The 20290-nt window shown below is 69.3% G+C and carries 23 protein-coding genes and 1 tRNA gene; 15 read left to right on the top strand and 9 right to left on the bottom strand.

Annotation, left to right across the window (positions count from 1 at the left end; all coding sequences use genetic code 11):
• Nucleotides 1-216 precede the first annotated feature (216 nt).
• The 12 genes from AB0873_RS28725 (at nucleotide 217) to AB0873_RS28670 (ending at nucleotide 8988) form a co-directional block, all read left to right on the top strand.
• Nucleotides 217-927 carry an SDR family oxidoreductase gene (locus tag AB0873_RS28725; protein ID WP_366603596.1) on the top strand — a complete coding sequence of 237 codons (711 nt, stop codon included), beginning with the start codon at nucleotides 217-219 and terminating at the stop codon, nucleotides 925-927.
• Nucleotides 924-1727 (top strand): class I SAM-dependent methyltransferase, encoded by an 804-nt coding sequence (locus tag AB0873_RS28720; protein ID WP_366603594.1) that lies wholly within the window; start codon nucleotides 924-926, stop codon nucleotides 1725-1727. Before AB0873_RS28725 ends, AB0873_RS28720 begins: the two co-directional genes overlap by 4 nt.
• Nucleotides 1724-2647: a hypothetical protein gene (locus AB0873_RS28715; protein WP_366603593.1), complete on the top strand. Its 924-nt coding sequence runs from the start codon at nucleotides 1724-1726 to the stop codon at nucleotides 2645-2647. The genes AB0873_RS28720 and AB0873_RS28715 overlap by 4 nt, the downstream gene beginning before the upstream one ends.
• Nucleotides 2647-3210, top strand: coding sequence for a hypothetical protein (locus tag AB0873_RS28710; protein ID WP_366603591.1), 564 nt, complete (start codon nucleotides 2647-2649; stop codon nucleotides 3208-3210). The genes AB0873_RS28715 and AB0873_RS28710 overlap by 1 nt, the downstream gene beginning before the upstream one ends.
• Nucleotides 3207-4403 carry an NUDIX domain-containing protein gene (locus AB0873_RS28705; RefSeq protein WP_366603590.1) on the top strand — a complete coding sequence of 399 codons (1197 nt, stop codon included), beginning with the start codon at nucleotides 3207-3209 and terminating at the stop codon, nucleotides 4401-4403. The genes AB0873_RS28710 and AB0873_RS28705 overlap by 4 nt, the downstream gene beginning before the upstream one ends.
• Complete coding sequence (locus AB0873_RS28700; protein ID WP_366603589.1) at nucleotides 4400-5086, top strand: hypothetical protein; 687 nt, start codon at nucleotides 4400-4402, stop codon at nucleotides 5084-5086. Before AB0873_RS28705 ends, AB0873_RS28700 begins: the two co-directional genes overlap by 4 nt.
• Nucleotides 5083-5850 (top strand): nucleotidyltransferase domain-containing protein, encoded by a 768-nt coding sequence (locus AB0873_RS28695; RefSeq protein ID WP_366603587.1) that lies wholly within the window; start codon nucleotides 5083-5085, stop codon nucleotides 5848-5850. The genes AB0873_RS28700 and AB0873_RS28695 overlap by 4 nt, the downstream gene beginning before the upstream one ends.
• Nucleotides 5851-5899: 49 nt before the next feature.
• Nucleotides 5900-6427, top strand: a complete 528-nt coding sequence (locus tag AB0873_RS28690) for a DUF6244 family protein (RefSeq protein WP_366603585.1) — start codon at nucleotides 5900-5902, stop codon at nucleotides 6425-6427.
• A gap of 185 nt (nucleotides 6428-6612) precedes the next feature.
• Nucleotides 6613-7023 (top strand): hypothetical protein, encoded by a 411-nt coding sequence (locus tag AB0873_RS28685; RefSeq protein ID WP_366603583.1) that lies wholly within the window; start codon nucleotides 6613-6615, stop codon nucleotides 7021-7023.
• 14 nt (nucleotides 7024-7037) lie between these two features.
• Complete coding sequence (locus AB0873_RS28680; RefSeq protein WP_366603581.1) at nucleotides 7038-7496, top strand: SitI3 family protein; 459 nt, start codon at nucleotides 7038-7040, stop codon at nucleotides 7494-7496.
• 415 nt (nucleotides 7497-7911) lie between these two features.
• Nucleotides 7912-7987: transfer RNA gene (locus AB0873_RS28675), tRNA-Arg, on the top strand.
• 659 nt (nucleotides 7988-8646) lie between these two features.
• Nucleotides 8647-8988, top strand: coding sequence for a hypothetical protein (locus AB0873_RS28670; protein ID WP_366603579.1), 342 nt, complete (start codon nucleotides 8647-8649; stop codon nucleotides 8986-8988).
• 237 nt (nucleotides 8989-9225) lie between these two features.
• Here AB0873_RS28670 and AB0873_RS28665 read toward each other — a convergent pair whose 3' ends face one another.
• From AB0873_RS28665 to AB0873_RS28650, 4 genes are all read right to left on the bottom strand, one after another.
• Nucleotides 9226-9612 (bottom strand): hypothetical protein, encoded by a 387-nt coding sequence (locus AB0873_RS28665; protein WP_366603577.1) that lies wholly within the window; start codon nucleotides 9610-9612, stop codon nucleotides 9226-9228.
• 75 nt (nucleotides 9613-9687) lie between these two features.
• Complete coding sequence (locus AB0873_RS28660) at nucleotides 9688-10077, bottom strand: hypothetical protein (RefSeq protein WP_366603575.1); 390 nt, start codon at nucleotides 10075-10077, stop codon at nucleotides 9688-9690.
• A 72-nt stretch (nucleotides 10078-10149) separates the two neighbouring features.
• Nucleotides 10150-10443: a hypothetical protein gene (locus tag AB0873_RS28655; RefSeq protein ID WP_155329066.1), complete on the bottom strand. Its 294-nt coding sequence runs from the start codon at nucleotides 10441-10443 to the stop codon at nucleotides 10150-10152.
• Nucleotides 10444-10646: 203 nt separating this feature from the next.
• Nucleotides 10647-11255, bottom strand: coding sequence for a hypothetical protein (locus tag AB0873_RS28650; RefSeq protein ID WP_366603573.1), 609 nt, complete (start codon nucleotides 11253-11255; stop codon nucleotides 10647-10649).
• A gap of 135 nt (nucleotides 11256-11390) precedes the next feature.
• Here AB0873_RS28650 and AB0873_RS28645 point away from each other — a divergent pair, with 135 nt between their 5' ends.
• Entirely contained in the window at nucleotides 11391-12368 is a 978-nt protein-coding gene (locus AB0873_RS28645; RefSeq protein ID WP_366603571.1) for a zinc-binding dehydrogenase, read from the top strand.
• Nucleotides 12369-12754: 386 nt separating this feature from the next.
• Here AB0873_RS28645 and AB0873_RS28640 read toward each other — a convergent pair whose 3' ends face one another.
• Together AB0873_RS28640 and AB0873_RS28635 are read right to left on the bottom strand one after the other, a co-directional pair.
• On the bottom strand, nucleotides 12755-13342 hold the full coding sequence (locus tag AB0873_RS28640) for an ATP-dependent Clp protease proteolytic subunit (RefSeq protein ID WP_155329063.1): 588 nt from the start codon (nucleotides 13340-13342) through the stop codon (nucleotides 12755-12757).
• A 169-nt stretch (nucleotides 13343-13511) separates the two neighbouring features.
• Nucleotides 13512-14132: a helix-turn-helix transcriptional regulator gene (locus AB0873_RS28635; RefSeq protein ID WP_366603569.1), complete on the bottom strand. Its 621-nt coding sequence runs from the start codon at nucleotides 14130-14132 to the stop codon at nucleotides 13512-13514.
• A gap of 154 nt (nucleotides 14133-14286) precedes the next feature.
• Between AB0873_RS28635 and AB0873_RS28630 the strand changes: the two genes are divergently transcribed.
• Entirely contained in the window at nucleotides 14287-15303 is a 1017-nt protein-coding gene (locus AB0873_RS28630; RefSeq protein WP_155329061.1) for a TrkA family potassium uptake protein, read from the top strand.
• Nucleotide 15304: 1 nt separating this feature from the next.
• Here the strand turns inward: AB0873_RS28630 and AB0873_RS28625 are convergent, their stop codons facing one another.
• The gene (locus AB0873_RS28625; protein ID WP_366603568.1) at nucleotides 15305-15778 is read right to left on the bottom strand and encodes a MarR family winged helix-turn-helix transcriptional regulator; all 474 of its coding nucleotides are present in this window, start codon (nucleotides 15776-15778) and stop codon (nucleotides 15305-15307) included.
• 82 nt (nucleotides 15779-15860) lie between these two features.
• On the opposite strand from AB0873_RS28625, the gene AB0873_RS28620 reads away from it, so the two are divergent.
• A complete protein-coding gene (locus tag AB0873_RS28620; protein ID WP_366603566.1) occupies nucleotides 15861-16508 on the top strand; it encodes an NAD(P)H-dependent oxidoreductase in 648 nt (215 codons plus the stop codon).
• Nucleotides 16509-16578: 70 nt separating this feature from the next.
• On the opposite strand, the gene AB0873_RS28615 is transcribed toward AB0873_RS28620, so the two are convergent.
• Entirely contained in the window at nucleotides 16579-17613 is a 1035-nt protein-coding gene (locus tag AB0873_RS28615; RefSeq protein WP_366603565.1) for a 2-oxoacid:ferredoxin oxidoreductase subunit beta, read from the bottom strand.
• Entirely contained in the window at nucleotides 17606-19453 is a 1848-nt protein-coding gene (locus tag AB0873_RS28610; protein ID WP_366603563.1) for a 2-oxoacid:acceptor oxidoreductase subunit alpha, read from the bottom strand. The genes AB0873_RS28615 and AB0873_RS28610 overlap by 8 nt, the downstream gene beginning before the upstream one ends.
• Nucleotides 19454-20290: the final 837 nt, after the last annotated feature.

The raw sequence follows: 20290 nt of genomic DNA, 5'->3' as shown, positions 1-20290 counted from the left end.
ACATCGCGCACATAGGGTCACTCAGTGTTCAGCGCGGCGCAACCAGGATCGCCAGGAACTGCGCCGCATGACCGTCGGCCCATGAGGCGCGCCGCATGCGGACAACCCGTTCGTCCGCATGCCCGGCATTCACGACAGCGACGCTGAGGGCGAGTGTGAGGAGAACGGGGCGCGACCACTCGTCGGATCCGCCCTGGTTGTTCACGACCCTGGGAGGTGCCAGTGGAGCACGAAGTAGTTCCATCCGCCCTGATCGTGACGGGTGCCGGGCGGGGTATCGGGCTCGCCACCGTGCGGGCGACCATGAGCAGGGGCCTTCACGTGTACGGGTTGGACATTCATGTTCCCGGAGACGTTCCGCGCGGAGACCAGGGCCCCTCCTGGCACGACGTCGACGTCGCGGACGAGCAGCAGGTGCGGTCGTTCTTCGCCGATCACGTCAAGCCTGGTTCGGTGGGTGGGCTGGTGAACTGCGCGGGAGCGGTGGAGCGCACCTCGATCATCGACGCGGACGTCGCGGAGTGGGAGCGGATGCTCGCGGTCAACCTGAGCTCGGCTTTCCTGGTGATCCGTGAGTTCGTCGCGTATGCCGCCGCTCCTGCCGCCATCGTCAACGTCAGTTCCGTCAACGCCCACTATGGGCACCCGGAGCGACTCGGGTACGCGGTGGCCAAAGGCGGCGTGGAGGCGCTCACCCGGGTGACCGCCCAACAACTGGCCGATCGAGGCATCCGCGTCAACACCGTCGTGCCGGGTGCGATCGCCACCCAGATGACCCCCGACAAGGCCGCCGGTCACCGCTGCCTTCTCAGGCGCTGTGGTGAACCGGAAGAGGTGGCGGACGCGATCATGTTCCTGCTGTCACCAAAGGCGTCGTACATCACCGGCAGCACGCTGCACGTCGATGGAGGACTGGGGCTGCGATGACGACTACCCACGACGGCATCACCGAGATCGACTACGGGGCCATGATCCGCGCCCTGAACCAGGTCCACTACGCGGGCGAGACGTCGTTTTACAACAACGCACCGCTGCGCCCCTGCGAGGAGGCGCTCTACCACCAGCTCGGTGTGGGGGCGCGAATCCTCGATGTGGGATGCGGTGCAGGTCGCGTCACCCGGGCGATAACCGCACTGGGCGGCGACATCGTCGGCGTCGACATCAACGACGCGGCCCTGGCCGTTGCCCAGGCAGCGTGCCCGAACGGCGCCTTCGTGCACGGCAGCATGAACGCCCTGCCACTACCGACGGACAGTTTCGACCAGGTGTGGTGCCTGCGCTTCTCCTTCAACGCGCTGGCAACCGAGGCCGAACGGGTGGAGACCCTGCACGAGATGTGGCGGGTGTGTGCCCCGGGAGGCACCGTCCTGGTGGAGACGTTCAACTGGCACTACGCCGGCCGGCTCGGGCTTGTGCGTATCGCCAATCTGCTGGACCTGGCCGCCCGCGCCGCGCGATGGCGGGGGCAGCGTCGCAGCGGCTCACGGCCCCTGCCAGCGCGCGACATCATCTACCTCGCCAACAAGACCAGCCGAGCCGCGCCCGGCTACGCCCACCTCACCACCGCCCACGAGTTGTACCTCCTCACGGCGGCGTGCGGCATCCGGCAGTACGCGACCGTGACATCGGAGGAGGGTGTCCTGTCGACCCCCGCGCCCCCGGTACGCGGCAGACACCGCCGGTACTCGATGTGGCTTGTCCTCCGTAAGCCCGGGGAGCGGTCATGAGCTTGTTAAGAGTCGGCAACCGCGCGCTGGAGATCCGGATCGCTGGGTCGGCACCACGCTGCCTGCGGCGTTTTGTCGCCCGACTCGCTGGCACGGAACTGCCGACCGTACCCACCGGGCAGGGCATGCAGGTAAGTGGTGGGCACCGAACCCGGCTGACCGTCGACGTCAATAGAGGTGAGGTCCTCCTGGAACTGGCTGCGGAGCTGGCAGGCGATCCCGCCACGTTGGAGATCGGGGTGCTCCAGGCCGCGGCACGTTCCTTGGCCGTCATGGGAGACGGCGAGCTGGCGCTCCTGCACGGGAGTGCGGTGACCGCAGACGGCGGACGGTCGGCCATAGCGGTGCTGGACGGCGGACGCGGGCAGGGCAAGACATCACTCGCGCTGGGCGTCGCCGCTCACGAAGGCAGCCTGTTGGTCGACGAGTTCACCTTCACCGCTTTCCGCTGCGGTCAGCCCTGCGTGGTGCCGATGCCCACCCTGCCCTGGCACGTGCGCGCCGACATGGCGCCGCTGCTGGCACCTCACGCCACCGAACGGCTCCTCTACGCGGTGGATCTTCCCGCCCCCACTACCGCCGGACACCGCCCGCTGCCGCTGAGCCTCATCGTCATTCCGGATCAGGGCCTTGCGCCGGGCGAACTGCGCGAGACGCCTGCTCCAGCAGCCCGCGATCTGCTGCGCGTGGCGGTGACCGACCACGAGGCGAAGCTACGCGATCCGACTCTGGACCACGTCTCGATCTTCTCCTCGGCTGACGAGGTCACCATCAGCGGCAGTCTTCCCGCATTCAACTTCGGGGAGAAGGCGCTCGACGCCCTGGCCGCTGTACCGGTCATCCGCGTCGGCGTCGGCAAACCAGACGACTTACCCACCAGCGTTGCCGCGGTGATGCGTCGGATAAGAGGAGATTCGTGATGCGGCAGCCAGCCGCGCCATCGATGCTCCTCCTCGCCGGCACCAGCGAGGCCGGAAAGTCGAGCGCGGGCGAGTACTTGGCCGCCCTTGGCGCCCGCCGCGTTGAGATCAGGACGGTCCTTGTGCGACTCACCTCAGGCCGACAGGCCTACCACGAGGGCGTGGAGACGCGGGAAGACTTCGGGTACGACGAGTTCGTCTCGAAACTCCTCGAACTCTCCAACCGCGGCGAGTCCCCCTTGGCAGTCGAGAGCTTCATCGACGCCGCTTTGGCTATGACTGTGAAGCGAACGTGGCCGGCGCCATGCTCGATCATCTTCATCACCGCACCAGAACTTGTCCGTGTCAGACGCCTGGCGCAGGCCCGAGGGCTGACCACCGACGAGGCTCGACGCATCATCCGACGCAAAGACGAGCGGAAACGCGTCCACGAACAGCTCCCGACCTGGCGCGCCATTACCGATCATTGGGTCGACAACACTGCCAACATCATCACCTTCAGGGCTCGTCTCCGCGACGCGTTCCAGACCACCCAGACATCCTCAGGAGGCATCCAGCCATGACTCGTCGATACGCCTCCGCCGGTGCCGTCGTCACGACCGACAACCTCAGCTCTCCACAAATCCTGCTCCTCGATCAGGTCCGAAAGACCGGTGAACGACAGACCGTCGCGCCGAAAGGCCGACTGGAGCCGGGCGAGGCGCCACTTCTCGCAGCCAAGAGGGAGGTGGCCGAGGAAGCCGGCCTCACCAACACGCACTACAGCGCGTATCTCGGGCAGGAGGCCTACACCTTCACCGACAACGACGGCACACCAGCGGCAAAGATCGTCGACTGGTTCCTCTTCACGACATCCACCACCGCCACGACGCCGGCCCGGGACGAAGGCTTCGTCCAGGCCCGCTGGCTCGACGCTTCCGCCGCCCGGCGGGCCGCCAGCCATTCCCAGTTCCAGCAGGTGCTGAATCGCGCCCTTGCCGTCATCACCTGGCGCGCCGCTCATCCCTTGCCCTTTAGCCGGAAGCTCAGTTGCCTGGTCAACCAGGTGGCGGCAGAGGCCGAGGCCGTAATCGCCGGACATCCGGATGCCGGGGTGGGGCTGTGCGGATCCGCCGCACGAGGAGACTTCATCGAGGGCTGGAGCGATGTCGACTTCATTGCTTGGAACCTGCCCTCCACGTCGGCCGCCGCCACGTCGCTCCACGAGATCGTCAGTGAAGCGGCCCGATGCCACGGTTCTCGAGCGTCACTGCACCTCGCCGACAGCCACGGGGGCGACGCCCGTCGCCTCGGTCCGCTCTACGACATGAAGATGCGGATGGTGCTGCGCCGCGTAGGGCTAGACACCGCCGTGATCGCAGGTGCCGCCGCCCCTACGCCGGCTGCCGCCTCAGAATTGACCGATCTCGCTGGTGACGTTGCCATGCTGTACGAGTTCGCTGTCGCCCGTCTGGCCGCGAGCCACCACACAGAATCGGGGCGCGAGGACACCGCACGCCGGGTGTTGTCGGTGCTGTCGAGCGCCGGTCGGCTGCTTGTCGCACATCGAGCGCCAGAGGTAGGCCTGCGGCTTCCCGAGGTGGTCGAGGCGCTGCGCGACTGGCCGGACACCGAACTCAGATCGCTCCTTGAAGACTACGACGCCTACCGCCGTGCAGGCGCAGACGACCTAGCACAGGCCGAACTGCTCGCCGCACGGGTGCCAGGTGCGCTTGTGGCCGTGAGGAGCATGCTCGAAGAGTCGGCATCCTTATGATCATTTTCGTCGACGGGATCGATGGTAGCGGGAAGACGACTCTCATCAGACACCTTGCCACCGCCCTGAACCGCAGTGGCACCGAAGCAGCCGTCTCCAGCCCACTGTGGCGTTACCTCCCCACGATCGCCGCGCCGGAACAGTTCGCCTCCTGGGTCGTCAGCACACCAGGTGTAGAGGTTGCAGAGGCGCTCATCTTGGCAATGATTGATCGTCTCGACGATTTCCGCAGCCTGAGCGTCGCACAAGACCGCGTGCACCTGGTTGATCGAGGGCCGAAGACTGTCTACGCATCCGCCCGCGCCCACGCCCACGAACGACGCACGGCATTCGAGCCCCTTCGGGAACATCTGGCCGCCTCGGTCCGAGCACTCGCCGACGTCCAGCCATGCATGGCGATCGAACTTGGAGAGGGCAAGGAGGCGCTCCAGGTGGCCCTTCCGCGCCTTACATCGTCTCAGACCGTGACGCCCGGATACCTGGGGTACTTGCAAGCTTTCGCCAGAGAAATGCATGCCTTTGGCGACTGGCCGGGCCTGCCAACGCAGCGACTTGACGTTTCCATTTCGGCCGAATCCAATTGCGCGGCGGTCATAGAGTCTCTCCGCCTCCCGACTATCAGGAACGGCCGTGCGGACGTAGGGGCGGCAGTGCCCGCAAACGGACGGGACCGGCAGACATGAGCCAGCGCATGCCTGCCAACGTTCCACCGCCGCGAGGGCGCCGAGCGGCTGCGCTGCTGACAGCCGTAGTTGAAGCCCGTACGGCCTGGCTTGCTGCCACTGTCGATTCGCTGCACCAGCGAAAATCTGTGGAGGCGGCGTGGCTCGTGGGATCCCTCGGACGAGGCAGCGCTGACCCGTACAGCGACGTCGACCTCGTCGTGGCCGTCGATGAGACTACAGCGCAGAGCGTGTTCAACGATCCGGTTGCCGGCCTGCATTTGCCCGGCCGGGTGCTGTTCACCAGGGGTAAGCCCCGCAATGCCCCGGCCGGTGGCGGTTACCTGACCGTGTGCATCGAGCTGGCCACCTTACCCGTCCTGATCGATCTCTACTTGTGGCCCATCACCACCGCCGCCCGACCCGCCGACGGTCGGCTCCTGCTGTATCGCACGACATCACCACCGCGCATCGGCTTGGCGTTCATGCCGCTGCTGGACCGCCACCGCACCCCGGACTCCACCGGTGCCGACTCAAATCACCCGGCCAGCGTTTTGCTCCTGGTGCAGTTGGCCGCGAAGTACCTCGCCCGTGGCGACCGACCGCGCCATGTCGCCATCACTCGACATTTGAATTTTCTATCCGGCGCCGAGATCGTCACGCTGCGGCAGATCCTCGACGAGCGCGTCGACCAAGCCGCCGCCGAGGTCCTGCGCCCCGCGATTGACGCGGCCCACCGACTCCTCGACCTCGTCGACGGTAGGCCTCGCAGGAAACCCGGGTAGTTTCAGCTGTCGAGCACTTCTGCGTCTATCGATTGGGGATGCGGGCTACGTGTCGCACATCGAGAAGATCACCGGCGAACTCCGCGCGTTGATGACCGGGGTCGAACGCGCGCAGGGGTTGGCAGCCGCCGCCGACAGCCAGGCGCAGGAGGTGGCGTTGCGGGCCGCGGGCGCTGGCTTCGTCGCCGTGGCGGCGGGCGTGGCGCGGGTGCACAACGCGATCACGGGCATCCAGGGCGGCCTGAGGAGTCTCGCCGGTTCGATCGGTGAGGCGACGAAGGCCACCGCGGCGGTGCCGAACGAAGCCACTCCGCAGGAGACGATCGCCGGGCTGGCGCCCGTGCAGAGCGCCGTGGACGCCGCTCGTGACGCGGCGGCCGGGGCCATCACCGGAGTCGGTGAGGCGCAGCAACTCGTCGCCGTGGTCCTGCGGGGCGGGCAGCCCGGGCCGCTGTTGCAGGCCCTGGACGGCATCAAGCAGGTCCTGGTGCTGGTCGTTCAGCGCACTGGCGGCGCCCGGCAGTCCATCGAAGCGGCGATCGCGGAGGCGCGGCGGTTGGGGTCGTCGGGAAACTGATGGGGGCTGGCGGTCATCCACCGGCCAGCCCTACCCCTGTCACGCACGGTGATCCGCCTTCGGCACCTCATGCCGCCGGCGACGCCACGTCCGCTGACCCCGACCACGGCACGCCCTGGACCAGGCCGCCAACCGGTGTCCCGGGCGGGACGCCGACCGGTCCGAGAACCAGAATTCCACACCGGTTGGACGACGAAGGGCGGCGTCCGTTGGAGCTCGAAAACGAATGCGCCGATATAGTCGCCAGCAAGAGCTACCGGGTCCATCAGAACCCCACCAGGCAGGAGATCGCCGATGCCCGGCTCCGTACCGGCGACTCGGGCAACCCGAACAAAGACCCGGATTACCTGATCGAAGGTCATGTGTTCGACTGCTATTCGCCCACTCTTGGCAAGCCGGTGCGGGGCGTCTGGAGCGAGGTCCGCGCCAAGGTCGACAAGGAGCAGACCCAACGTGTGGTGCTGAACCTGCACGACTGGCACGGCGACCTCGCGGCCCTGCGGAGACAGTTCGACGCCTGGCCGGTCGAGAGGCTGAAAGAACTCGTCGCGGTAACGCCGAGTGGCGCGATCGTGCAGATCGTACGTCGAGACTGAGGAGAGGCGTGGAGATGGCTGTCGAGTTCAGGTTGACCCTGGCGGGTGACCTCTCCCTGGAACACGTGGCTGATCTCGTGGCGGCGAACAGCGCCGAGAGGCCGAGGCCGAGCGGCACCAACCCGCGGCTGTTCAGTGTTCGGCTCTACGAGACGCGCGGGTACGCGCTGAGCGTCTACTCGGGGAACCAGGGCTATTTCGATGCCGAGGACGACAACGGTGCCCGCTGGGAATGGGAGCCGGAGACGTACGTCGACATCGACTTCTCCATGCGGGCAGACGACGTGGTCGACAAGGGGATCCCGAACATGATGAAGGCCGTGGCCCGTGTGTTGGCCGCCCGGCAGGAGGACGCGGCGCTGGTCCAGAACGGCAACTGGCTCCTGCTGACCCGCGTCGGGGGCACACTCCGCAGACACCGGCCTACCTGGTGGAGCCACTACGGCGTAGCCGACCTCATCATCGCCCAATGAACCAGCCGAGCCCGGGTGATCCGCTGACGAACGAAGCGGCTTCGACCCGCCGTCCGACATCGACCGCGTCTTCCTCGACCCAGCGGACCTGAACCGCGACAACGACGACCGAGCCACCATGCGGCTGACGGCGACCTGGCCGGATCCCCCGTGGGAGGCGGCGCCCAGCCGGGGAAGCGGGTAGCCCCACATGATCTTCGATGATGTGCGCGGTGTGTGCTCTCCAGCGGATGCCGACCGGGGTCAACCGGTGCCAACGCGGGTCACCGCGGCCGACCGCCGGTCGCAAACCGGCGTTCGTGTGCTCGGGGTGTGGTCCTGGGCTGGGAGAACGGCGGTCTGGGGGACATGGGCGAACGTGGGCCACTCCCTGCCACCCCAGGTGAACCCCCAGGTCGCTAGACTAGGCCCTCGCGCCCTCGTAGCTCAGGGGATAGAGCATCGGTTTCCTAAACCGTGTGTCGCAGGTTCGAATCCTGCCGGGGGCACCAGGTCAGAGCCTTGATCGCGCCAGGCCCCTCGGGCAGCGTCGCCAGATGCTCGCGGAGCAGTTGGACGACGATCGCCAGCGCTTCCCCGATTCGCAGCCCGCCGTCGCCCTGGTAATGCGCTTCCAGATCAATCTGACGCTGCACGTTCCAGAAGGCCGGCGCAGAACATCAGCGCCAAGCTCACTCCCAGGAGCGCCAGCACGGGTAGTGGGGGGAAGCCGCTGCCGATTGCCATCACTGTCCCAAGTGCCAGTGCCCAGAGGATCAACCCCATTGCTCCGCCAAGCATCAGTTGCCGCGCCGACTGTGGGTCTGGTCTCCCACGCCGAGCACGATGCTTGATCCGCCAAGAGGTCAAGCCGAGCACCACCAGCAGGATCGGAATCACTACGCCGGCCAACCGATCGCCGGCCACAGGAGCAGGATCAGGAACCCGGACAGGGAGAACAGCGACAGGACCAAGAGAACGGGGGCGAGGGTCGCCACGTGGGACGAGAACCGAGGCTGATGGGGCTTCACGTCGTTGTGCACCCTGCTACGCATTTCCTGGTGCCAGCCCTGACGGTCATCGTTGTCCGAGTGTCCGGCGTGCCGGTACCTTCCTCAACTCAGACGGCCGCCGCACAGCCATGCGTACAACGGGGTGCCAGGATCGCTACATGTCGCTGTGGGAGGTCATCTGGCGCATCGGGCTACCGCTGCTGGTCGTCTGCTGCGCCGCAACCGCCGTATCCATCGCGGTCTCCGACCCGCCCGACAAATTCTCCCGGCCACGCGGCTGGCAGTGGGCGTGGTTGGGGGTATGGCTGCTGATGGCTGGTGAGGCGGCGTTCGGCGACGACCGACCGTGGTTCGAGCGTGCCTGGAAGGGCACCGCCGCGCTGCTCGTTGCCGTGGCCGCTGCAGTCGCGGCGTGGCGCCACTACCGGTGGTGGAGGAATTCCCGGCTTGCGGGTGGCTCCCCTCGGCCCATCACCCGGCCGCCTCGGTCGGACTCATAGGTCACAAGTGATCTGGTGGGCCGGCTAGCCGGCCGGGCCGCGCGGCCATAAGTCCGCGCGATGTAGCGGAGCGCACGCCCGCCGCCTCGGCGAGCTGGCGTTGCGGTCGCCCGACCCACCAGCGTCCGAACCTGCTTCAAGGTTCGATTGACATGGCGGCCGGGCGGCGGCCCGCTCCCACGAGGAGGGCCGATGGCAGACGGGGTGGCAGGGGCGAGCGAGGTGCCCATCGGGCAATCACAATTCCCGCCACTCTGGCCACCGAGGCCAGGCGTCTGAGGTCAGGGCATCGAGCATGACGTGTTCCACCTGGTCCGGGGTTAGCTGGGGATGCTTCTGCGGGAGGCTGCTTTCCGGGCGGGCCGCGTACCACATCCGGTCACCGTCGCTCATCATGATGTCAGTCGGGGCACGTCCCTCGGCGACCACGCAGATCGATCCCCAAGGCCGATGGATGATCACCGTTTGGTTTCGCTCCTCATGGAGCTCGCGCAGCCACCGTACGACCGTATCCCGCTCGCCGAGGCCCACGGTGTCGCCGGTCACCACCTTCCGGAACAACCCTCGCCGCCTGGTCGTCAGACGCTCGACGACATCCATCGGTGCCGCATTCTCCTCGCCCATGTGCGCCCCTCACGTTCGTTTGCTGCAAAGCTAGGCCCTAAGCCCCTGTCAAAGTGGTCGAGGGGAGTGGGCGGTCTACTCCCCATCCTCGTCGAGGCCGAACACATCGATCCGGACGGTTCGGGATGAGCGGTCGTCGAGCCACTGTGCGGTCAAGGCTTCGCCGCGATAGTGGAACCTGTTGTCGGCCCAGTCGGGCAGCTCGTCGTCGAGGTCGTCAACGTCGACGATGAAGTCGTCGAACACGCCGGCCTGCGTCAGCACGAAACCGTGGACCTGCTCTTTCGGTTCGGACCAGGTCCGCCACCACAGACGTCCGCCTGTCTGCCACCAACACGTCTCCACGCGTAGGTACAGCGTCGCGACCGGCTCACCGTTGCGAACCAGACGCGCCGCACGCTCCCGGAAGGGATCGAGCCGCGGGTCACGCCGCGTCGGCCCGTTGGTCCGGCGATGCCATGACACGCGACCATGGTGCGTCACGGCGAAGCGTGTGCGAAATGATCAAGTGCAGCGTCGGTAGGGTGATGGGATCCGCTACAGCTCCTCGGTCATGTGTTCCCGCTCCGGGTGAAACGTTCGATCGCCCAGCGGGTGCCCGGGGACGGAGATGCAGTTCTGTCCGGGGTGGCTGCCGCAGACCGGACAATCAAGCATTTCCGCCGCTTCCAGGCAAGGCTGCCCGCGACCGCGTCTCACCGCGCACACTGTCCGGCTGATGTCTTGTGCCGCCTGGTGCAGTTCCTCGTCACCATGCCGCACGGCACCTTCACGGACCCGTCTGATGGCGTCCCGGAAGATCGCCAACAGCTCCGCGTTCTCCTCGGCCACAGTCTCGAGACTAGATGCCCGGAGTCTCGCCCTTGGCCGATTCGCCAGCCATCCGTACAGCCGGAGCCGCTCGCGGACGCCGTCCCGTCGGCGTGGGAGCCGAGAGTCAACGACGGTCAGCGTTGAGAGGCCGCCAGCGACCAGCCGGAGATCAGCCTCAGGTCGCCGGACCCGCGCAGCAGCGGACCGTCGATCACCGTTGGTCAGCCGGACAGGCGCTGCGCCCAGTACACCTGCCCGTCGGGCCCCAGGTAGGCCAGGGCCAGCAGGAGGTCCGACATCGCCACCGGAGCAGTGGCCACAAGCGTCTCCTGGGCCGGCGCCTCCAGATGCGGGAACCGCGCGACGAACGTCAGGGGCGACGCGGCCTCGTCGAACACGCCCACCCGGTTGCCGCTGCCACGCCAGGTGCCGTCTCCGACCGGGACATCGCCAGCCCCGCGTAACCAGGGGTAGCGCTCCGGGATCCGGTTCTCGGCGCCGTGGCTGCCGATGCTGAGCGCCTCCGTCCGAGGCGCGGACAGGCCGAACACCCCGGGGCGGCGGTCGTTCCGCTTGTCGATGAGGAAGATCGCGAACCAGCCGCCGTCGAGCGGCTTCGGCGGCGCCTGCCAGGAGACCCGTCCGAGCACCAGCTGGTCCCCGTCGTTGGCCACCGGTGCGTGGACCTGCGCGCCGAGCGCCGCTTGGGCCTCCTGGTACGTGACGAACGTCAGTGACGATCGCAGGTCCAGTGCTTCCGGGCCGTACGGTGGGCGGTTGTGCCACCAGCGCCATCCGGCGAGCGCCGCGACGACCGCCACGACCGCCACGACCGGCCGGCTCCTTCGCCACCTCATGCCGGACAGTGAAGCACCCGGCTGCTCGCCGGCCGGGCGGTCAGCGTGAGGTGACTGACCCCGGGACCCCCTTGACCTCAACCGTGGTTGAGGTTGTCGGATCGGATCATGCACGCGATCCGGCTCCACGAATTCGGTCCCGCCGGGAACCTCGTCCTGGACGAGCTGCCCGACCTCACACCCGGCCCGGGCGAGATGCGCATCGCCGTCGAGGCGAGCGGCGTACACCTGCTCGACACCGCGCTGCGGCGCGGCGAGGCCGGCGGCCCGCTTCCGCTGCCCGAGCTGCCCACCGTCCCGGGCCGTGAGGTCGCCGGGATCGTCGACGCCCTCGGGCCCGACGTCGACGAAGACTGGTCGGGCCGGCGGGTCGTGGCCCACCTCGGCATGGTCCCCGGCGGGTACGCCGAGCAGGCGGTGACCGCTGTGGGGACGCTGTTCCCCGTACCCGAGGGGCTGAGCTTCGCCGAGGCGGTGGCCGCGGTCGGCACGGGCCGCACCGCCCTCGGCATCGTCGAGCTGGAACGGCCGGCGGCGGACGACGTGGTCCTCGTCCCGTCGGCCGCCGGCGGTGTCGGGTGGCTGCTGGCGCAGGCCGCGCGGCACGCCGGGGCGACGGTGGTGGCGGCCGCGCGGGGCGCGGAGCGTACGGCGGCGCTGGACGGCCTCGGCGCGCACCTCGTGGTGGACTACGGGCGCCCGGACTGGGCGGACCGGGTACGCGAGCGGTTCGGCGGCGTGACCCTGGTGTACGACGGGGTCGGCGGCCCGGTCGGTCGGAGCGCCCTCGAACTGCTGGACCCGGGCGGCCGGTTCATGATGTTCGGCTGGTCGGCCGGTGAGGCGACACGGGTGGAGACCGCGGACCTGATCGGGCGCGGCCTCACCGTCGGGTGGCTCGGGCAGCGGATGCGCGCCCTGCCGGGCGGTATCCCGGGCCTCGCCGCCCGATCGCTGGAGCTGGCCGGTCGTGGCTGGTGGCGGCCGCTGGTCACGACGTACCCCCTGGCCGACGCGGCCCGGGCGCACGCCGACCTGGAGGGACGCCGCGCGCTCGGCAAGGTGGTCCTGACCGGGTCGCGGTAGGACGATGGTGTTGTTAAGAGGGGTCCCTTGTACAACGCGAGGCGTTAACAAGGGGCCCTTCCTTACGCCCGCTACGGCGGGCGTTAGGTTGCCGGGAGGCAAGGATGTAACGAATTTGCTTCGAAAGGCGCTGCGCGCGCTCGCCGCGCGGATTTCCGTGCGGCGGGAATAGGCTCCGACGTAACGACGGTGCGGCACATATTGCCGGAGACCGTCACAGGTGCGGAGGTCGGACGCGATCGAGGGGGCGCGTCCGACGTCGGTACGCACGCTGCGGAGGGGTCGGCGCATGCGCTGGTCCAGCACATTGGACACAGGGACGCGGCGGGCGGCCGACGGGACCATCGCCGGCCGCCCGCCGCGCGTCCAGTTCGGACCGCCGCGGCTCAGCCCGACGTGAGCTGCGCGGCCCGGCTGATCACGTGGTCGATGAGGCCGTACTCGCGGGCCTGGTCGGCGGTGAACCACCGGTCCCGGTCCCAGTCCTGCTGGATCTCGTCCACGCTGTGCCCGCTGTGCCGGGCGATCAGCTCCTGCATGGTCCGCTTCACGTGCAGCATGTTCTGCGCCTGGATGGTGATGTCGGCCGCGGTGCCGCCCATGCCACCGGATGGCTGGTGCATCATGATCCGCGCGTGCGGCAGCGCGTACCGCTTGCCCGCCGTCCCCGCGCAGAGCAGGAACTGGCCCATCGAGCCGGCCATGCCCAGCGCCAGCGTGGCCACGTCGTTGCGGACGAACCGCATCGTGTCGTACACCGCCATTCCCGCGCTCACCGAGCCGCCCGGCGAGTTGATGTAGAGGTTGATGTCCCGGTCCGGGTCCTCGGCGGCCAGCAGCAGGATCTGCGCGCAGATGCGGTTGGCCGACTCGTCGGTCACCTCGGTGCCGAGGAAGACGATCCGTTCCTTCAGCAGCCGCTCGAACACCTGGTCGCCGAAACCCCGCTGCCCGTCGTCCAACATCCTGATCATCACGTGCGACCTCCACCGTGCCGGCGGGCGACGGCACCGCCCGGGGGACCGGCGCTTCCAGCCTGCGCGGGCCGGTGGTCGGGCTCCGAGCGTTTCTGCCGGCGGCAGATCGGCTCAGGGCAGAAGCGGCCGGTCGCCGCCCGGCCGCGCCGGGACGTCGGCGCCGGCGTTATCGCGCGGAGAGCCGGCGCCGGCCCGTGCGGGCCCGCCGTCGCGCCAGGATCCTGGCGGTACGCGCACCGGGGCGACCGGTCGGCGCGGAGGGGATCAACCGGACCCGCAGCCCGGACGCGGTGAGCGGGGTGCCGGCCCAGCCCGCCGGACCGCCGGTGCGGGCGGATCCGATCGTTCCCGGGGTGCCGGCGACGTGGAGCAGCCGCTCGGGCGCCCTCGCCGGGAGGGGGAGGCTCACGCCACCGGCTGTCACCGGACGGGCCGCGTACGCCGTCGGGCCGTCGGCGTGGAAACCGATCCGCACGCGCGGGCCGGCGGACTCGGCCCGCGAGAGCGGCACCCGGTCGAAGCGGGCCGGCGCGGACCCCACCGGCTCGTGCCGTTCCACGCGACGCAGATCGTCGCGGGCCTCCTCCAGCAGGTCGGACAGGCGGATGCCCAGCGCCCGGCAGATCGCCGCCAGCACCTCGGACGACGCCTCCTTGCGCCCGCGCTCGATCTCCGACAGGTACGGCATCGAGACCCCGGCGGCCTGGGCCACGTCGCGCAGCGTGCGGCCCTGCCGCTGGCGCAGCCGGCGCAGCACGCCGCCGATCACTCGTCGCAGCAAGGACATGCTCCGCCTCGCTCTCGCGGTCGTCGTCCGGGGACACTCCCATCATGCCCGGCCGGCCGCCGTCACGGCGTCCCACCGCCCCGGCGTGCGGATCACCGCTCACCCGATATGTTGTGGGCGTGCAGGCGACAGCGGAGTCCGGGCAGGGCGAACGGTGATCCATTTTCCCGCGCAACGGCGCGATCCGCTGAGCGCGCTGAGCCTGCGGCTGGCCGGTGCCCTGGGGCTCATCCTCACCACCGTCGCGGTTGTCTGGTTCGACCGGGACGGGTACCGGGACGTCAACGAGGACGGTCTGACCCTCCTCGACTGCTTCTACTACGTGGTGGTCTCCCTCTCCACCACCGGGTACGGCGACATCACCCCGGTCAGCCCGTCCGCCCGGCTGGTCAACGTCCTCTACATCACCCCCGCCCGGGTGATCTTCCTGATCATCCTGGTCGGCACCACCCTGGAAGTTCTGACCGAGCAGTACCGGACCGGCCGTCGCCTGTCGCGGTGGAGGAGAACCGTGAAGGACCACGTCATCATCTGCGGCTACGGCACCAAGGGCCGCAGCGCGGTCTCCGCGCTGCTGGAGAACGGGTTCGACAAGTCCCGGATCGTCGTGGTCGAGCGCAGCGGTGGCGCGCTCCGGCAGGCCACGGCGGCCGGCCTGGTGGCGATCGAGGGGTCGGCGACCCGCTCGGCGACCCTGAACGAGGCGCACGTCCGTACGGCCAAGGCGGTGATCATCGCGACCGACAGCGACGACGCGTCGGTCCTGGTGGCGCTGACCGTCCGGCAGTTGACCGCCGGCCAGGTACGGATCATCGCGGCCGCCCGGGAGGCGGAGAACGCCCCGCTGCTGAAGCAGAGCGGCGCGCACCACGTGATCGTGTCGTCGGCGACCGCCGGGCGCCTACTGGGCCTGTCCACGTCGGCGCCGCCGCTGATCGACGTCGTGGAGGACCTGCTCACGCCGGGCCAGGGCATGGCGCTCGCGATGCGGTCGGCCGAACGGCACGAGGTCGGCAAGTCCCCGCGCGAGCTGGACACCCTGGTCATCGCCCTGGTCCGGCGGGGCAAGGTGGTCACCCTGGCCGATCGGGCGGGTGCGGTGATCGAGACCGGTGACATGCTGGTGCACGTCCGCGACGACCGCCCGACGTCGGCCACGCCGGTCCCGTGACTCAGCGGTCGGCGTCGTCCTTGAGTGCGTCGGCGCAGGTGCCGGCTGCCCCGGTGGCGCGCTTGAGCAGGTCGTAGAGCGTCTCCCGCTCGGCCGGCGCCAGCCCGCTCAGCACCTCGGCCTCCGCCGTGGCCAGGGCGCATTCCGCCTCGCCGAGGCGTTCCGCGCCGGTCGGGGTCAATACCACGGCGTGCCGGCGTCGGTCGTCGAGACAGCGTCGCCGCTCGACCAGGCCGGCCGCCTCCAGTTCGTTGAGCAGACCGACGAGGTTCGTGCCGTCCATCTCCAGGGTGCCGGCGAGGGCCTGCTGCGTGCTGCCGCCGCTGTCCCGGAGCACGGTGAGGGCCACCAGGTGGCGCGGCCGCAGGCCGAGCGGGGCCAGCACCGACTCCGACCGGAGCCGCATCCGCCGGGCCAGGTGCTCGAGCAGCGCACCACACCGGTGCTCCGACTGGTCGAGTGCTGTCCCTGGCATGTGACCGAGTTTACCCGGGTCACCGAACATCCCTCTGCTATAAATGGTTTGCGTTACACAAACCATCTGTGGAGGATAAGCAATGCCGCACCTGCTGCACATCGACTCCAGCATCCGGGGTGAGCACTCCGTCAGCCGGCGGCTCACCGCCCGCGCCGTCGCCGCCTGGCGTGCCGCCCACCCGGACGGCACGGTCACCTACCGCGACCTCGGTAAGGAGCCGCTGCCGCACCTCGACGAGGCGGGCGGCATGGCCCGGATGGTGCCGGCGGACCAGCACACGCCGGAGCAGCGCAAGTCCTGGGAGCTGACCGAGGAACTGGTCAGCGAGGTGAGGCGGGCGCACACCGTCCTGCTCGGCCTCCCGCTCTACAACTACGGCGCGCCGAGCAGCGTGAAGACCTGGGTCGACCACCTCATCGCGCCCGGCCTGGCGTTCGACCCGGCCACCGGCACCGGCCTGCTCGGTGACCGCGAGTTCATCGTGCTGACCACCCGTGGCGGCGGCTACGGCGCGGGTACCCCGCGGGAGGGCTGGGACCACGCCGAGCCCTGGCTGCCGCACGGCATCTCGCGTACCGGCCTGGAGCCGCGGTTCATCGCCGCCGAGCTCACGCTCGCCCCGCAGATGCCGGCCATGGCCGAGCTGATCCCGCTGCACGAGCAGAGCCTCGCGGCGGCCGAGCGTGCCATCGACGAGCTGTGGGCGTCCGCCTCGGCCGCGGCCTGACGCGCCGGACACGAGAGGGCGGGCCGTTCCCCCGGAACGGCCCGCCCTCTCGCGTGTCAGTGCGTACGCGTCAGACGATCGTCCAGGTGTCGCCGCTGCCCAGGAGGCCGGCGAACTGCTGCTCCGGCGTCTCGGTGACCTTCGCCCGCGCGGCGTCGAGCTGGCCCTGCACCACGCTGTCGTACGACGGGCGCCCGACCGAGCGGAACACGCCGATCGGGGTGTTCCGCAGGTCCAGGCCGGGCAGCCGGGACAGCGCGAACGCGTACGCCGGGTCGGTGACCGTGGCGTCGTGCACCACGATCTCCTCGGCCGGGGTGGCCGCCGTCTCGCGCACCTCGAGGCCGAAGCCGCCGGGCGGGTGGACGACGCAGAACTGCCCGTCCTTGCCGAACGTGATCGGCTGGCCGTGCTCCAGCCGGATCAGGTAGTCGTCCCGGGTGGCCGGCTCCTTGAGCTGGTCGAAGGCGCCGTCGTTGAAGATGTTGCAGTTCTGGTAGATCTCCACGAACGCGGAGCCCTGGTGCTCGGCGGCGGCCCGCAGCACCGACTGGAGGTGCTTGCGGTCGGAGTCGATCGTGCGGGCGACGAAGGTCGCCTCCGCGCCGAGCGCCAGCGAGAGCGGGTTGAACGGGGCATCGGCCGAGCCGACCGGCGTCGACTTGGTGATCTTGCCGACCTCGGACGTCGGCGAGTACTGCCCCTTCGTCAGGCCGTAGATCCGGTTGTTGAACAGCAGGATCTTGAGGTTGACGTTGCGGCGCAGGGCGTGGATCAGGTGGTTGCCGCCGATCGACAGCGCGTCGCCGTCCCCGGTCACCACCCAGACCGACAGGTCGGGACGCGTCGCGGACAGGCCGGTGGCGATCGCCGGCGCACGGCCGTGGATCGAATGCATACCGTACGTGTTCATGTAGTACGGGAAGCGCGACGAGCAGCCGATCCCGGAGACGAAGACGATCCGCTCGCGAGGGATGTTCAGCTCCGGCATGAAGCCCTGCACGGCCGCGAGGATCGCGTAGTCACCGCAGCCGGGGCACCAGCGCACCTCCTGGTCGGACTTGAAGTCCTTCGCGGTGAGCTTGAGGGCGACGGGCTCAGACATTCTTCAGGACCTCTTCCAGCGTCGTCTCCAGCTCGTTGGCCGTGAACGGCAGGCCGCGCACCTGGTTGTAGCCGATCGCGTCGACCAGGTACCTGGCGCGGATCACGTGCGCGAGCTGGCCGAGATTCATCTCGGGGATGACCACCCGGTCGTAGGAGCGCAGCACCTCGCCGAGGTTCGCCGGCATCGGGGCGAGGTGGCGCAGGTGCGCCTGCGCGATCGAGTGACCCCGCTGGCGCAGACCCCGGCAGGCCGCACCGATCGGGCCGTACGTCGAGCCCCAGCCGAGCACGAGCACCCGGGCGTCGCCGTCCGGGTCCTCGACCTCGACGTCCGGCACCGGGATCGTCTCGATCCGCGCGGCCCGGGTGCGCACCATGAAGTCGTGGTTCGCCGGGTCGTACGAGATGTCGCCGGTCCGGTCGGCCTTCTCCAGGCCGCCGATCCGGTGCTCCAGGCCCGGAGTGCCGGGGATGGCCCACGGTCGGGCCAGCGTCTCCGGATCGCGCAGGTACGGCAGGAACGTGCTGCCGTCCTCGCCGTTGGGTCGCGTGGCGAACTCGACCCGCAGGTCCGGCAGCGCCTCGACGTCGGGCAGCAGCCACGGCTCGGAGCCGTTGGCGACGTAGTTGTCCGACAGCAGGATCACCGGGGTACGGTAGGTCAGCGCGATCCGGGCCGCCTCCAGCGCCGCGTAGAAGCAGTCCGCGGGGGACTTCGGCGCGATCACCGCGACCGGGGCCTCACCGTGCCGGCCGTAGAGCGCCATGTTGAGGTCGGCCTGCTCGGTCTTGGTGGGCATACCGGTCGACGGCCCGGCCCGCTGCACGTCGACGATGAGCAGCGGCAGCTCCAGGGCCACGGCGAGGGAGATCGTCTCGCTCTTCAGCGCCACGCCCGGGCCGCTGGTGGTGGTGACGCCGAGCGCCCCACCGTACGAGGCGCCCAGCGCCGCGCCGACCGCGGCGATCTCGTCCTCGGCCTGCATGGTCAGCACGCCGAACCGCTTGTGCTTGCTCAGCTCGTGCAGGATGTCCGACGCCGGCGTGATCGGGTACGCCCCGAGGAACACCGGCAGCCCGGAGCGGACGCCGGCGGCCACCAGCCCGAGCGACAGCGCCATGTTGCCGGTGATGTTCCGGTAGGTGCCCGGCTGCATCTTCGCCGGCTTGACCTCGTACCGGACCGCGAAGTCCTCGGTGGTCTCGCCGAAGTTCCAGCCGGCCTTGAACGCGGCGACGTTGGCCGCGACGAGCTCCGGCCGAGCCGCGAACTTGCGCTCCAGGAAGCGCAGCGTCGACTCGTACGGCCGGGAGTACATCCAGCTCAGCAGGCCGAGCGCGAACATGTTCTTGGCGCGCTCGGCGTCCTTCTTGGACACCTCGTGCTCGGCGAGGGCGCCGACGGTCATCGAGGTCAGCGCCACCGGGTGGACCACGTACCCGGCGAGCGAGTCGTCATCGAGCGGGCTCGTCTGGTAGCCGACCTTGGCCAGGTTGCGCTTGGTGAACTCGTCGGTGTTGACGATGATGTCCGCCCCGCGCGGCAGGTCGGAAAGGTTGGCCTTGAGGGCCGCCGGGTTCATCGCCACCAGCACGTTCGGCGCGTCGCCCGGAGTCAGGATGTCGTAGTCGGCGAAGTGCACCTGGAAGCTCGACACACCCGGGAGTGTGCCGGCGGGTGCGCGGATCTCGGCCGGGAAGTTGGGCAACGTGGAGATGTCGTTGCCGAGCTGGGCCGTTTCCGAGGTGAACCGGTCACCGGTCAGCTGCATGCCGTCGCCGGAGTCGCCGGCGAACCGGATGACCACCCGGTCCAGTTGACGGATCTGCTTGGTCACGCCTGCACCTCGCTTCGGTCGGCGCGGTCACCCGGGCCGCCAAACCTGATCATGACCTCGCCCTGCCCGGCCACGTGACCTCCTCGGCGCACCGCCGTACCCCACCGTCGTGGTTGTCCGGCCCGCTGTCGTTTCTCACTTGAGAGCCTACGTCGGATCACCTCGTCAACCTCTCGAGAGGTCCGCCGACTGGGACCGGGAAAGGCGTGCTTTCGGCCGGATTGGTGTCGTATTGCCCCGCACGCCGTAATCCAGATCACCGGCGCCGGGCGGTGCCTGACGCCGCCACCTGGACAGGTGGCGGGCCGTGCCGCGGAGATCGCGGGACGTCTGACCTCTTCAGGGTTGCCGTTTCCGTCCCAAGACCCGGCGGTCCGGTCATGCGCCATGGTGACATCCGTGCGGCACTGGGCGCGGTGTCCGGTTCCGGCTGGGCGGGCTGGGTGCCTGCGTCCGGTTTCGGGCCCTTTGCGCGGTGGTCGGGGGCGCTCTGGTCGTGGAATGGGTGGGTGGGTCGGGTCGTTGTACATGCCGTGACCGTGGGTGCCCCGGCGCCTGGTCGGGATCCCTGAGCCGCACCCGGTTGGGTTGGCGGTCGGCCGGAATGGTCCGGGGTCCGGGTTGGTTACATCCCCTGGTCGCCCGAGCAGCAGGCCGGGTTGATCCTGTCGGACCCCCTCGAGCACCCCCCTGCCGGGCTGGTCCACCTTTCCCGAGCGCGTGCCGGCATCCCCCCCCCCCCTTTTCGCCGGTCGTGTTTCCCCCGATCGAAAGGGTTTGATCATCATGCGTGGCAACCTTCTGCGGAGCACTGTTCTGACCGCTGCCGGGCTGGCG

The organism is Micromonospora sp. NPDC047707 (genome assembly GCF_040704235.1).
Taxonomy (GTDB): domain Bacteria; phylum Actinomycetota; class Actinomycetes; order Mycobacteriales; family Micromonosporaceae; genus Micromonospora.
The sequence above is the reverse complement of the archived record's forward strand: the minus strand, read 5'-3'. Positions and strand labels throughout refer to the sequence as shown.

Bases quoted from the DNA above. Each gene is read 5' to 3' on its own strand.
- AB0873_RS28720 (WP_366603594.1), top strand. From the start codon at position 924: ATGACGACTACCCACGACGGCATCACCGAGATCGACTACGGGGCCATG.
- AB0873_RS28715 (WP_366603593.1), top strand. From the start codon at position 1,724: ATGAGCTTGTTAAGAGTCGGCAACCGCGCGCTGGAGATCCGGATCGCT.
- AB0873_RS28710 (WP_366603591.1), top strand. From the start codon at position 2,647: ATGCGGCAGCCAGCCGCGCCATCGATGCTCCTCCTCGCCGGCACCAGC.
- AB0873_RS28705 (WP_366603590.1), top strand. From the start codon at position 3,207: ATGACTCGTCGATACGCCTCCGCCGGTGCCGTCGTCACGACCGACAAC.
- AB0873_RS28700 (WP_366603589.1), top strand. From the start codon at position 4,400: ATGATCATTTTCGTCGACGGGATCGATGGTAGCGGGAAGACGACTCTC.
- AB0873_RS28695 (WP_366603587.1), top strand. From the start codon at position 5,083: ATGAGCCAGCGCATGCCTGCCAACGTTCCACCGCCGCGAGGGCGCCGA.
- AB0873_RS28680 (WP_366603581.1), top strand. From the start codon at position 7,038: ATGGCTGTCGAGTTCAGGTTGACCCTGGCGGGTGACCTCTCCCTGGAA.
- AB0873_RS28670 (WP_366603579.1), top strand. From the start codon at position 8,647: ATGTCGCTGTGGGAGGTCATCTGGCGCATCGGGCTACCGCTGCTGGTC.
- AB0873_RS28665 (WP_366603577.1), bottom strand. From the start codon at position 9,612: ATGGGCGAGGAGAATGCGGCACCGATGGATGTCGTCGAGCGTCTGACG.
- AB0873_RS28645 (WP_366603571.1), top strand. From the start codon at position 11,391: ATGCACGCGATCCGGCTCCACGAATTCGGTCCCGCCGGGAACCTCGTC.
- AB0873_RS28640 (WP_155329063.1), bottom strand. From the start codon at position 13,342: ATGATCAGGATGTTGGACGACGGGCAGCGGGGTTTCGGCGACCAGGTG.
- AB0873_RS28635 (WP_366603569.1), bottom strand. From the start codon at position 14,132: ATGTCCTTGCTGCGACGAGTGATCGGCGGCGTGCTGCGCCGGCTGCGC.
- AB0873_RS28625 (WP_366603568.1), bottom strand. From the start codon at position 15,778: ATGCCAGGGACAGCACTCGACCAGTCGGAGCACCGGTGTGGTGCGCTG.
- AB0873_RS28620 (WP_366603566.1), top strand. From the start codon at position 15,861: ATGCCGCACCTGCTGCACATCGACTCCAGCATCCGGGGTGAGCACTCC.
- AB0873_RS28615 (WP_366603565.1), bottom strand. From the start codon at position 17,613: ATGTCTGAGCCCGTCGCCCTCAAGCTCACCGCGAAGGACTTCAAGTCC.